8 protein-coding genes are annotated in these 11,877 nt (G+C 59.4%); 4 read left to right on the top strand and 4 right to left on the bottom strand.

Annotated elements, in window-relative coordinates; translation table 11 throughout:
- Positions 1-74 precede the first annotated feature (74 nt).
- Entirely contained in the window at positions 75-362 is a 288-nt protein-coding gene (locus ASG47_RS08635) for a winged helix-turn-helix transcriptional regulator (RefSeq protein ID WP_200940885.1), read from the bottom strand.
- 151 nt (positions 363-513) lie between these two features.
- Here ASG47_RS08635 and ASG47_RS08630 point away from each other — a divergent pair, with 151 nt between their 5' ends.
- The 3 genes from ASG47_RS08630 (at position 514) to ASG47_RS08620 (ending at position 7,625) form a co-directional block, all read left to right on the top strand.
- Positions 514-1,383, top strand: coding sequence for an NmrA family NAD(P)-binding protein (locus ASG47_RS08630; protein ID WP_061908331.1), 870 nt, complete (start codon positions 514-516; stop codon positions 1,381-1,383).
- 403 nt (positions 1,384-1,786) lie between these two features.
- Positions 1,787-7,348 (top strand): DUF3320 domain-containing protein, encoded by a 5,562-nt coding sequence (locus tag ASG47_RS08625; protein WP_061908330.1) that lies wholly within the window; start codon positions 1,787-1,789, stop codon positions 7,346-7,348.
- A gap of 7 nt (positions 7,349-7,355) precedes the next feature.
- On the top strand, positions 7,356-7,625 hold the full coding sequence (locus ASG47_RS08620) for a hypothetical protein (RefSeq protein ID WP_156464037.1): 270 nt from the start codon (positions 7,356-7,358) through the stop codon (positions 7,623-7,625).
- A gap of 159 nt (positions 7,626-7,784) precedes the next feature.
- On the opposite strand, the gene ASG47_RS08615 is transcribed toward ASG47_RS08620, so the two are convergent.
- A complete protein-coding gene (locus tag ASG47_RS08615) occupies positions 7,785-8,003 on the bottom strand; it encodes a helix-turn-helix domain-containing protein (RefSeq protein ID WP_061908329.1) in 219 nt (72 codons plus the stop codon).
- 131 nt (positions 8,004-8,134) lie between these two features.
- Between ASG47_RS08615 and ASG47_RS08610 the strand changes: the two genes are divergently transcribed.
- Positions 8,135-8,908 carry a hypothetical protein gene (locus ASG47_RS08610; RefSeq protein ID WP_156464036.1) on the top strand — a complete coding sequence of 258 codons (774 nt, stop codon included), beginning with the start codon at positions 8,135-8,137 and terminating at the stop codon, positions 8,906-8,908.
- A 49-nt stretch (positions 8,909-8,957) separates the two neighbouring features.
- Here ASG47_RS08610 and ASG47_RS08605 read toward each other — a convergent pair whose 3' ends face one another.
- The gene (locus ASG47_RS08605; protein ID WP_156464035.1) at positions 8,958-10,355 is read right to left on the bottom strand and encodes a hypothetical protein; all 1,398 of its coding nucleotides are present in this window, start codon (positions 10,353-10,355) and stop codon (positions 8,958-8,960) included.
- Between the two features lie 213 nt (positions 10,356-10,568).
- On the bottom strand, positions 10,569-11,876 hold the full coding sequence (locus tag ASG47_RS08600) for a hypothetical protein (protein ID WP_061908326.1): 1,308 nt from the start codon (positions 11,874-11,876) through the stop codon (positions 10,569-10,571).
- Between the last annotated feature and the right edge of the window lies 1 nt (position 11,877).

The following is an 11,877-nucleotide window of genomic DNA, read 5'->3' as shown; positions in this document are numbered from 1 at the left end:
GGACGGTCGGTATCCCGATCCTTTGCAATCTGCGAATGCACCAGATCGACAGGGCCTTGGCGACTATCGAGATCTCATCCCGCGAGCTTCTCGTCTGCAACTGAAATGCCCCAAGCATTCATGGCTTTCAGCACCTCATTGAGGGTCATGCCCAGCTCAGTCAGCTCGTAGACCACTCTTGGCGGCGTCTCGGCATATGCCGTTCTTCTTACGATGCCGTGCTTCTCAAATCGTTTGAGCCGATGCGTCAATGTATGTGCGCTGATGCTTCCCAGACGCGATTTGAGCTCGGTGAAACGTTGGGGACCAACCAGCAGTTCGCGAACGATCAGCGTTGCCCAAGGACCGTCCAACAACAGCAAAAAGCGCTCAACGCCGCACTCCGGTAGGCATCGTTCCTCCACCCGAAATCTCCTCTAAAAAATTTGCCGCAGTGTCCATTAGTGCATTTGACGTAACCGATGCAGAGAATGCACTGATGCGGCCGTCTAACAGTTTAGCGAGAAGAATTCCATGTCCTTCATCATCCACGGAGCTACCGGCGCACAAGGCGCCCCCTTGTTCGAGCGCCTCAAAGCGGCAGGAAAATCTGTCAAGGCGGCGTCGCGCAATTCGCTAAATGGCGAATACGCGGTGACTGCGGACATCGCCTCGGCGACTTCTCTTTCAAAAGCATATGATGGGGCGGACGCCATCTTCGTGCATCTGCCACAGGCTCCAGAAGAAGTGCGTCTGAGTTATGCGAACAACATCGTCTCGGCGATCGGCGTGGCTCGCCCTTCGCGTGTCGTCATTTCGACGAGTGGTTCAGTCGTGGATTCACCGAACAGTCAACTGCAGGCTCCTCCAACGTCAGCCATCATGACGCTGATCAACGGCGTGAAGGACAGCGGCATTTCAAACGCAGTGGTCGCGCCACGACTGTATCTGGAGAACCTTCTGCTCCCCATGGTCTCAGCGCCCGTCACCGAGGAAGGCGCACTGCGCTATCCGGTGCGGAGCGACTATGCCGTTTCCTGGAGCTCTCATTCTGATGTGGCGAAGGTTTCAGAGCGGTTGCTGCAGGATGCCACTGTGACAGGTGTGGTTGGCGTTGGTCACCTGCCTGGATTGGTCGGATCAGATTTGGCAGCCGGCTTCGCACGCCATTTCGGCCGGGATGTGAAATTCGAATCCCTTACTCCACAAGCGTTTGGTGATCTCATCGAGCCATTTTTTGGGCCCGCTTACGCTGGCGTGGTGGGCTTTTACAACTTGCACTGGCAGGCTCCGGCAAACACGATTGATCCCTCCACGAGTGCCCAGGCCTTGATGGGCTTGGAGCCTGATAGTGTCGAGACCTGGCTGGCAAACTCGCTTGGCTCATCAGCCCCTAATCGCTGACATCAGCACGCCACCTGATCCGGTAGATTTCGCGATCCACATTAATTGAGCCGATCATTCTGTTGGATCGAGCGGCACCCAGCCCACGGGCAGGGTGCCGCCATTCATTAGGCAATGACACGATCCTGGATAGCCTAACTGCTTCGATCTGCGCGTACCACGCAGTATCCCTTGTGGCACAGCCGATCACGCCTAAGCCCTTGAGCAGGTGGGTTCGCGTTGACCGTAATTCGAATGGTCGAGCGCTCCGATCTACTGGTCCGTTTCTTTGCTCCTACCGCCACATTTAATCCGAGCGAACATTTTCGACATTGCGGTGTGCACATATGTTCGCCGTGGAGATTAGGGTTCGGACTGGACAGATGTGCATGGAACGACCTCTATAGCCACAGAGGGAGAGACCATGATCGACGACGCTGCAGCCGCTAAGGAAACTTCCGAGTCTTCCGTTTTTCAAAGCAACCTCTCCATCACCGATAAGATTGAGAGGGCCAGGACGGAGCTGCTCGATCTTTCGGCACGGAACAGGCTTCTAAACGTCCCACGTTTCTCGAAGAGCGCGAAGACGATCGACATCGTTGGAGAGAGCACCAGCGAAGTCTTTCGGATCCTCGTCGGCGACTCCAAACCGATGACTTTCCTCGCAGGCGCCAAGGGCCGGGACAATCCCGAGGAGGAGGACGAGGCCGAAGCCATCGAGATCGCGTTCCCGGACGATGATGAGCGCGACGGCGATGGCAGGCTGCTTCGCCACCGCGACACCAAGTTGCAGACCAGGATGACGCCGAACGGCCTGCAGAAGCGCTTGCTCGATCTTTACTTCGACGCTCGCACGCTCGAGGAGGAACAGGGCGTCAACATTCTCTATCTGGCGATGGGTCTCTTGAAGTGGGTCGACCCCACCAACGCCGAGAACATTCGCTATGCTCCTCTGATCCTCGTCCCCGTATCGCTCGAACGGAGCACTGCTGCCGAAAGGTTCAGGCTGCGCGCCAGGCCTGAGGACTTTGCGTCCAACCTTTCGTTGGAAGCTTTCCTTGACCGCGTTCACGCTATCAAGCTACCCACCTTCGACGTCACCGATGAATTCGATCCCGTCGCCTATATCGAGAGCGTTCGTGCAGCGATCGCAACGAAGGTCGACTGGTCGGTCGAGACCGACGACATGGTCCTTGGCTTTTTCTCGTTCGCCAAGTTTCTGATGTACCGGGACCTTGATCCCAAGCTTTGGCCCGCCGGGAACAGCTTCATCGACAGGCCGCTGGTGCGGGGTCTTTTGGCAGATGGCTTCGACAGCGGCGAGCCCATGTTGTCCGAGGACGCGCGGGTGGACGACCATATTGCGCCTCAGCAAATGCTCCACATCGTCGATGCCGACAGCTCGCAGACCATGGCGATCCATGAAGCTCGCAAGGGCCGGGATCTGGTCATCCAAGGGCCGCCGGGCACCGGCAAGTCCCAGACTATCGCCAATATCATTGCCGCAGCCATCGCCGATGGCCGAACGGTGTTGTTCGTCGCAGAGAAAATGGCCGCATTGGAAGTGGTCAAACGTAGGCTCGACCAGGCCGGCGTAGGCGACGCGTGCCTGGAGCTCCATTCCAACAAAGCCAACAAGCGATCGCTGTTGATGGAGCTGCAGCGCACTTGGGATCTCGGCGCGCCGAGAAGAACGACGGCCGAAAGCCTCGACGCAAGACTCACGACTGCGCGCGATCGTTTGAACTCGCATCCCGTTCGCCTGCACCGCCGCTTCCAGCCCTATGGTTTGTCTCCGTTCCAAGTCATGGGGCAACTGACACGGCTGAGGCAGCTTGGCCAAGCACCAGTCGACATCGAACTTAGCACTGCTGCGGCATGGGATGCCGATCATGCAGGGGAGCTCCGCCGTCTGCTTGGAGAACTGGCGGAACGCGTGACCGAGATCGGATTGCCCATTCGGCACCCGTGGTACGGGGTTGGGGTCGAGGGCATCAGCCCGATGGATCTCGAGCGATTGATGAAGCGTATTGGCTCCGCACTCGAGCAACTGCCTCAACTTCGTTCGCGCATCGCAGAGCTCGATCGCAATCTTGAAACTGTCCCTTCGGCCGATGCCGAGCGCGTCGCAGACATGGTGCAACTGGCAAAGCGGGTCAGCACGGCTCCTGAGCTCGATGATGCTGCGCTGGCCAGTCCGGCCTGGACATCCCGCCTTGATGAGGTTGGAGCACTCGTTGCTCAAGGCAGGACGCTATCCGAGCTGCGCAACGAGCTCGACCGACAGTTCAAGGCACCGGCATGGAATTGGCCTGTCGATCGGCTGATCGGGTGGTACGGGATCGTGCCGCCCGAACACACCGATGCCGACCTTGCAGTCTTCGGCGAGTTGTCGACCCTGATCCCCGAACTTCTGCGTGCCGCCACCGACTTGCAGCAGCAGCTCGGGACTACGGATCCACTGAGCACGTTCGGCGGCATCGACAAGCTCGTGACCACCGCGGATCGAGTGGCCGTTGCGCCTGATGTCAGTCCGGAGGCCTTCGCGGCAGCGATTTGGGAGCGCGGACTGGATCAGGCCGGCGATCTGGCAGAAGCGGTCGACACATTGTCTCGCACACGCCAGGAACTATCCGGCAAGGTTGCCGATGCCGCTTGGGAAACAGACACTTCTGCTGCGCGAACAGCCATCGCCATGCACGGCAAAAGCTTCCTCAAGTTCGCCAACGGCGACTGGAGGAAGGCCGACAAGCTGATCAAGACACTTCTGACCGACCCCAACATACCGCCCGATGAGAGCATCCGATTGCTTGATCTGCTGGCGAAAGGCAAGGAAGCCCGTCGAGTGGTCAGGGAGGGGGACGCTCTCGGTCGAGCCGCCTTTGGTTCGGATTGGCGTGGAGAACGTACGGACCCTCAACCCCTCGAGGACCTGGTCAGTTGGATGCGAAGCCTCAAGGGTGTCGCCGCCGAGGCAAGGCTCATTGCCGGGAGACTGCCCAACAAGGGTCAGCTATCGGAAAGATCTGCCCAGGTTAGGACCTTCCTTGATCGGGCAAGAATTCTCTACAACCGCCTGTGGTCCGGCCTAGGCACCACAGCCCGGGAAATGCTCGGCAACCCACCGGGCGTCGAATCCATCGATCTACGCGCGACCGTGTCGACGCTTGAGAATATGGCCGTGGTCAACCGACTCTACGCCTCTGAAGCGCTCGACCAAAATGCGACAGCCGGGCAACGCATCGAACGGCTCAAGTTGCTCCAGACCGGGATCTCCGCGCGCGCTACTCTGGTCGCCGCAGGTGAGCTGGGCACCATGGCATTCGGATCCGCATGGGCCGATCTGCAATCTGACTGGGCCCGCCTCGATGCGGCGGTGCTGTGGGTTTCGAAGAACGAAGACATTCGCGCTCTCGCTGCTCGGGTGCCCGATCGGCAGAACGTCGGCAACGTCGCATCCACTGTACAGGCGGCTGTTATGCAGCTCCTCGCCGATATCGACGCCATCCTGCTCTCGCTAGAGGCGGATCCTGCGATCCTATTCGACACTGAGAGCGTTTCATCCACGCCGCTCGAAGCGATCGAACAACGCCTGAGCGCGTGGCGAGGCTCGGAGGAAAAGCTTTCGCAGTGGCTCAACTACAAGGTTCGAGCCAATAGGGCTGAGGAATTGGGCGCCGAAGCGCTGGTCGGACGACTGGAAGACGGTCGAACGTTGCCGAACGACCTCGTCCAGTATTTCGACATGGCCTACTACGAAGCGCTTTTCCGTTCGCAGACATCTCATGATCCCGAGCTGGGCCGTTTCGATGGCGAGCAGCATGGCAGGCTGGCCCAAGAGTTCGCGGCCCTCGATCTCGAACGCATGAAAGCATCACGCTTTGAAGCGGTTAACGCGCATCATGCTGGGATACCGTCGAGCGCCGGTGGCTTGGGACCGGTGGGCGTCTTGAAGGCCGAGATCGCCCGTCGACGCAATCACATGCCGATCCGCCAACTGATGTCGCGCGCTGCACCCGCGATCCAGGCATTGAAGCCTGTATTCATGATGAGCCCGCTCTCGATTGCCCAGTTCCTGCCGCCGGGGCAGTTCGTCTTTGATCTAGTGGTGATGGACGAGGCCAGCCAGATCCAGCCTATCGATGCGATCGGCGCTGTCGCCCGCGCCAAGCAGGTGGTCGTCGTTGGCGACGAGCGCCAGCTCCCACCGACTCGCTTCTTCTCGAAGATGACATCGGGCGAGGCCGAGGACGAGGGCGACGATGGGGCTCAGGTCTCCGATATCGAAAGCATCCTTGGCCTCTTCTCAGCTCGGGGCCTGCCGCAAAGAATGTTGCGTTGGCACTATCGAAGCCGGCATCAATCCCTCATCGCAGTCTCCAATCGGGAATTCTACGAGAACAAGCTGTTCATCGTCCCGAGCCCTTATACGGCCGAAGCAGGCATGGGGTTGCGGTTCCACTACATCGAGAACGGCGTTTTCGACGAGAGCGTCAATAAGGTGGAAGCGATGGCGGTGGCCGAAGCGATTATTCGCCACGCCAAGGTCTCGCCGGAACAATCCTTGGGCGTCGCCACCTTCTCGCTCAAGCAGCGGCGCGAGATCCAGGACCAGGTCGAACTGCTGCGTCGGGCCAACCCAGATACCGAGCAATTCTTTCAGTCGCATCCAAGCGAGCCGTTCTTCATCAAAAATCTGGAGAACGTGCAGGGCGACGAGCGCGATGTCATCCTGATCTCGGTTGGCTACGCCAAGAACAAGCAGGGCTATATGGCCATGCGGTTCGGCCCCCTCAGCGCCGACGGTGGCGAACGTCGACTGAACGTCCTCATCAGCCGCGCGAAACGGCGTTGCGAAGTCTATGCCTCCATCACCGATGACGATATCGACCTCGAGCGCGGGAAGGGCAAGGGCGTTATCGCCTTCAAGCTGTTCCTGCACTATGCGCGCACTGGGAAGCTCGGCCTATCGGAGAGATCCGGCCGCGACATGGACAGCGTCTTCGAGGAGCAGGTGGCTTCGGCACTGCAGGCCCGAGGCTATCAAGTTCATCCGCAGGTTGGCATTGCCGGGTTCTTCATCGATCTGGCCATCGCAGACCCCGAACGGCCCGGCCGGTACATCCTCGGCATCGAATGCGATGGAGCATCGTATCACGATGCCAGATCCGCACGTGACCGCGACCGATTGCGTCAAGCTGTCCTCGAGGACCATGGTTGGATCATCCATCGGGTCTGGAGCTCGGACTGGTTCCAGCGACCCAGGGCCGAATTGGAAAAGGTCATCGCAGCGATCGAGCGTGCAAAGGTGGAGCTGGACAGCCGCGAGGAACGGCTGGAAGCGCAGCGTCGCGCGGTACCGGTCGATATCGTCACCATCGAACGCCACGACGTGGACATCATCGATTTGGCTCACACCGAGGAGCCTTCTATACCAGCCTATGTTGAGGCGAGCATAAGTGGCCTGAATACCGAGCTGCATGAGACGCCGCTGGCGGTACTGGCCGAATTGGTCCGCCAGGTCGCAGAGGCCGAGGGTCCCGTTCATCGCGATGAAGTGGTGACACGCCTGCGTACCGCCTGGGGTCTCATGCGTGCGGGTGGACGGATAGACGCTCACGTCGAACGGGCGATCGAGATGGCCTCAGCAAGAGGCACCATCGTGCGCGAAGGCGACTTCGTCACGACACAGACACGCGAGGTGTTGGTGCGGGATCGCTCGAACGTGCAATCGGCCGGCCTTCGCCGCTGGGATTATCTGCCTCCATCGGAGATCGACCGGGGCATTCTGACCCTTGTAGAGGAGAACTTCGGTGCAACCGAGGACGAGGTCGTTCAGGCGCTATCCAGGCAGTTGGGCTACAAGGCGACGAGCGCTCAGCTGAGGGACGCCATCGGCAAGCGCATTGAGACGCTCAAGTCTTCCGGGCGCTTGAAGCTCGAGGATCACATACTCGCCGTTCCCTCAGTCGAACATGTCGAATGAGTTTCCGATGAAGAGCAATAAGCCCATCAGCCGAAGGTTTTGGTCGCTCGCGGCCCTTTGGCTGACCGTTTGGTTCACGGCGATTGGCCCAAGCTCGGCCCAGGACGGCGGCGAGTGCAATATCAAGGGCAATGTCAGCACGAGAGGCGAGCGCATCTACCACCTGCCTGGCCAGAAATATTACGATGAGACCCGTATCAGTCCATCACATGGCGAGCGATGGTTCTGTTCTGAAGAAGAGGCGAAGGCCGCCGGGTGGAGACGGTCGCGCGTGTGATGTCGGGGAGCCGGCTTGAACCTTTGATAAGTCTCCTGGCCTGCCGATCAATCTCGAACTCTGCGGCTTTGTCTGAGCACTGGCCGTCAGGGCCAAGGGACTGTTTTTAGACGAACCCGCGGCAATGCCACGGCGGCGAAGGCTGCCGCGCCTTGCGCGTCATTTTTCCTGATCGGTCATCACAAGCTCGACGTGATCGACGCCTAGCGCCTGAGCCAACTCGTACAAAGTGATGACGGTCGGGTTGCGTTTTCCCTGCTCGAGGCCGCTTAGGTACTGCTGGCTATAGCCCGAGCGACGTTCGATCTCCTCCTGCGTCAGACCCTTTTCCCGACGAAGACGAGCGAAGTTCCGACCGACGAGAGAGCGCATGTCCATGCGCCCAAACTGCCGCGATTACATACTATAAGTTTATCAACTATAGTATGTAACTGCAGTGGAGGGCTGTGCGCCGCAGGTGTTACGCAGGCCTAGCGATGGAGGACGGCACCTCCACGAAGAGGGAAAAAATGAAAGCGATCGGCATTATCACCGCCATGGCACTGGCCATGGTTGCGCCCGGACTACGAGCAGACGACATCGTACCAGACAGGCTTATGGAGGCGTCGCAATCCGCCATCCCGGGTCGGCAGATCGACGTTATCGGCCTTGTGCCAGGCATGACGCCTGAAGAGGCGATACCTGTTCTCACCGAGATCCTGGGTGAAAAACCCTATGCGAGCCAGTCCCAGACCATGCTTCGCGATGGAGGCGTGTCCGTCACGAGTGTCCCCTTCGTCTCCGGCCTGAGTGGCGAGGCAAATGACGAAGCGTTCGAGTTGTTCTTCTCCGGTCTTTCGAGCGGCAATCAACTGCTGATGATCCGTCGGCAAGGCGAATACGGCAGCGCTGGCGCACCGAAGGTTGCCGATTTCGTACAGTCCCTCCGGGGCAAGTACGGCGAGCCTTCATTCGTCGAGCAAGGTTTTAATGCCACTGTACTGGTCTGGACGTTCAAGGACGGCCAGCAAGTGGTTTGCCATAAGCAGGAGGCACCCCAGTGCCTTTCCACAGATGCGGCGTTCACCATGATCGAGCAGAGCGCGCTCGACTTCGACGTCTTGATCTACGCGGCCGTGGCTCCTAGGCCGAGCGACCCAGAGCGCGTGGGCATGTTCCGGATCTCCTCGGCCGATCTGCGGATCAAGCTTGCTGCCGAAACCGCCGATCAAGCCGGCCTGCAAAATGCACTCGAAGCAGCGGTTGACGCGGCCGATGCTGCCGCTCCGAAGCCAGCGTTCTAATCGAGCAAAACGACATTACCCGTGCTGTCGCCATATCGGCCATCGTCGTTCATGGCGGCAGCATCGGCTGTTGGCGCATCAGATTTCCGATATCTATCCGCAGGTCGATGTCGTGCTCACGTCCTATCTCCTCGGCATAGGCCTCGATATCGGTGCCAGCCTGGCGCAGGTCGAGGATGGAGAAACGTGAGGAGACGAGCTGACCCTCGTCTTCGTCGATAGAAGCCCTGGCTGACAGGAACAGGTCGTGGCCGAGGAAGCTGAAGTGTAGATAGGTGAGGCACTCGACTGGCGCTTCATGCGGATCGAAGGAACCGGGCGCCCATTCGAGCTTGGCAGAAGAAACTGGCTTGTTCATCTCGACCGCCAAGGCGGCAAAATGTCCATCCCAGATTTCGTCGAACTTGAACGGCTTTGATCGGTCTATTCCCGCCATCTGGGCCATTGCCCGCCATCCTCGAAGGAACTCCAAAATCTTCGGCAGCTCGGCGTCATATGGTCCGGTGAACGGAAACGATCCAGTCATCGGGAAATCGAAAACGCCCATCCGGCCGAATTCAAGCACGATACGGGCAGGTTCTCGCAGCGCGGTCAGCAGCGTGATCAAGCCGATCCATTCGTCGAGAGATCGCTCATTGCGGAAGATGTCGGTCGTCTCGAAGTTGATCTCGGCTTCGTTGGTCATGCGCAAGTGGAAGTCGGCGTGCTTTATCAGCATGGTGGGGTTGCCGAGCCCGGCTTCGATCCATGGAAACGACACTTCCGTATCGAAGACGGCCGGCGTGATCATGCCTTTGCCCCGCACGGTCAGGCGACAGGTGTCGATCCTTCGCGGGGATAGGTAGATGTCTGCATTGTCGAATATGTCGTTGGTTGGATGCGGCAATGCGATGCCGAAGCGCACATCATAGGTCCGGTATCTCTCTGGCCTCAAGGGTTCGATTCCCATCAGCACTCGGGAGAGATGGTCCTCGTTCTCGAAGCGAACGAAGGCTTCAGCAGCAAAGCCGCCTTCTTCGTAGCCCAGGTTTGCCTGCTCCATCAGCTTGTGCTGGGCATAGGCAGATGGGTCTTGCCCCCACGCGGTATCGAATGCGGATTTCAATCCTTGCGGCGACAGCTCGAAGACCTTGCCGTCCCGAGCTGGGTCGAAGCTGATCGACTGCTTGTTCAAGTCGCGCTTCTTCAAAGCGTGCGCCGTGCGCAGCCGTTTGAGAACGCGGGCGAGATTGTCGCCTATGATGTGGATGAGATGGCCGCGAACGGGGGTGCCATCGTCCTTCATGCGGAAGAACACGATGAAGGAAGGGTTCGGGTCCTTTGCCAGGCGTTCGGCTGCCGATAGCGACAGCACGGCCGAACCCCGCGCGGCGCTGCATTTGACTTGCACCCGGGCGGTGGACTTCGACCTCCGGTCGAGTGGCACCGCTGGATCTTCGTCGTTCATGCGTTCGACGACATAGTCCCAGCCGAAGGCATCCTTGCTGCTCTTGTTCGCCGTCAGTCCAGCCTTGTTGCAGAGCGAAGCGAACACGCCTTCGCCTTCCTCGCCCAATTGTTCGGAAGTGAGATTCAATAGACTGTTCCCTCAATCTTCTGGCGCGACATTGGGAAGGCTGGGCGATTCCGACCATCTTGGCAACGCGCAGCGGAAGATGCCTCAACGGCACCCCGTCAACAGATTGCGGATGTAGCCTTCGAGCGCCCAGTCGAGGTCGATAACGTCGATCGGTGCGAAACGGGCCTCGTCGAACTTCTTGCCCGGGAACCGGATGAGGTGACCCTCCTTGTCGAGCATCGGCGGCAACAGGCCCAAAGCTTTCATGGAGTGGCCGATGCTGAACGCTGGTCCGTTCACTCGCGACTTGGCAACAGCTAGGCCAAGCTCGAGCATGTAGCCGTGTGCATCGTTCAATGCTGCGGCTTGGTGATCAGCGGCTTGTTGGGTCATGGCAGCGATGGCATCGGCCATGATCACTTCCGCCTTCGGCAATCCCGACTTGGCAAGCGCGTCGTCGAGCCACGCCTCGAGCTTGAAGCCGCTTTGCCATGGTTCAAGATTGAAGCAGACCACGGCAAACGCGAAAGCGCGGTCGCGACGACACTTGAAGTTCGGGAACAGCACTTCCCAATCCGCCATGCCAGTGGGGAGCAGCAAACCAGGGAAGTGCTGGTCGTTCAGGTTGAGGCAAAGATGGGCAAGGCAGGAGGCATGATCGTAGGCGATCATCGGGTCGGTCAGGCGTGACATTCTTGCGAACATGTGCACCGGAGCGGTGTAGAGCGTCAGGCTTGGCGCATAGAGCCTCGACGAGAGGTCTTGGCCGGCATGGTGGAAGGCCACCATTCGCTCGGCTTCGGGGACCTTGCCCAGGATGTAATGGACACTCGCATGGCTCTCGGACGCCACAGCGGTCGTCTCCAGCAGGGCGCCCACGGTCATCGGCTGCCTGATCAGCAGATCGCCAGTGTCGTGATCAGAGAAATTCACGAATAGGATGGGTCGGGTCTCGTCCATCCGACCCATCGGATCGATTTCGCGGCCCGCGCTGAAATGGATGCGCCACGGCCGTTTCGTGTCATGGGACTGCACCGCCTCGCGGACTGTATGATAGTATTGCGGGAAAGACAGTCGACGGTTCTCGTCGTGCAGTTCGACGAAGCGTGGGAAGTCAGGTTCCGTCGCTCTGGGCATCAAGTCGTACAGACCGTAGACGCGTTCGAGATGTTCCCGTCCCCACAAGGTGCCGATGGTGTCGGCCCAGTGGGTCAGTTCATGGCTCATGGTCGCCATGATCTCTCGAGCACGATCGTGGTCGTTCGCCGCCATGGCCTTGGGCAGGTCATCGCCGGTATAGGCATCGAGGGTGATCATCTGCGACGCTGGCGAGAAATGCGCCAGCATGCCGGTGTTCGGGAAGCGCGATTTGCGCCCTTCCTTCATCCATTCCTCGATGTCCACCGGCATT

The organism is Devosia sp. Leaf420 (genome assembly GCF_001425445.1).
GTDB lineage: Bacteria > Pseudomonadota > Alphaproteobacteria > Rhizobiales > Devosiaceae > Devosia.
This window is presented reverse-complemented; position numbering and strand designations above follow the sequence as displayed.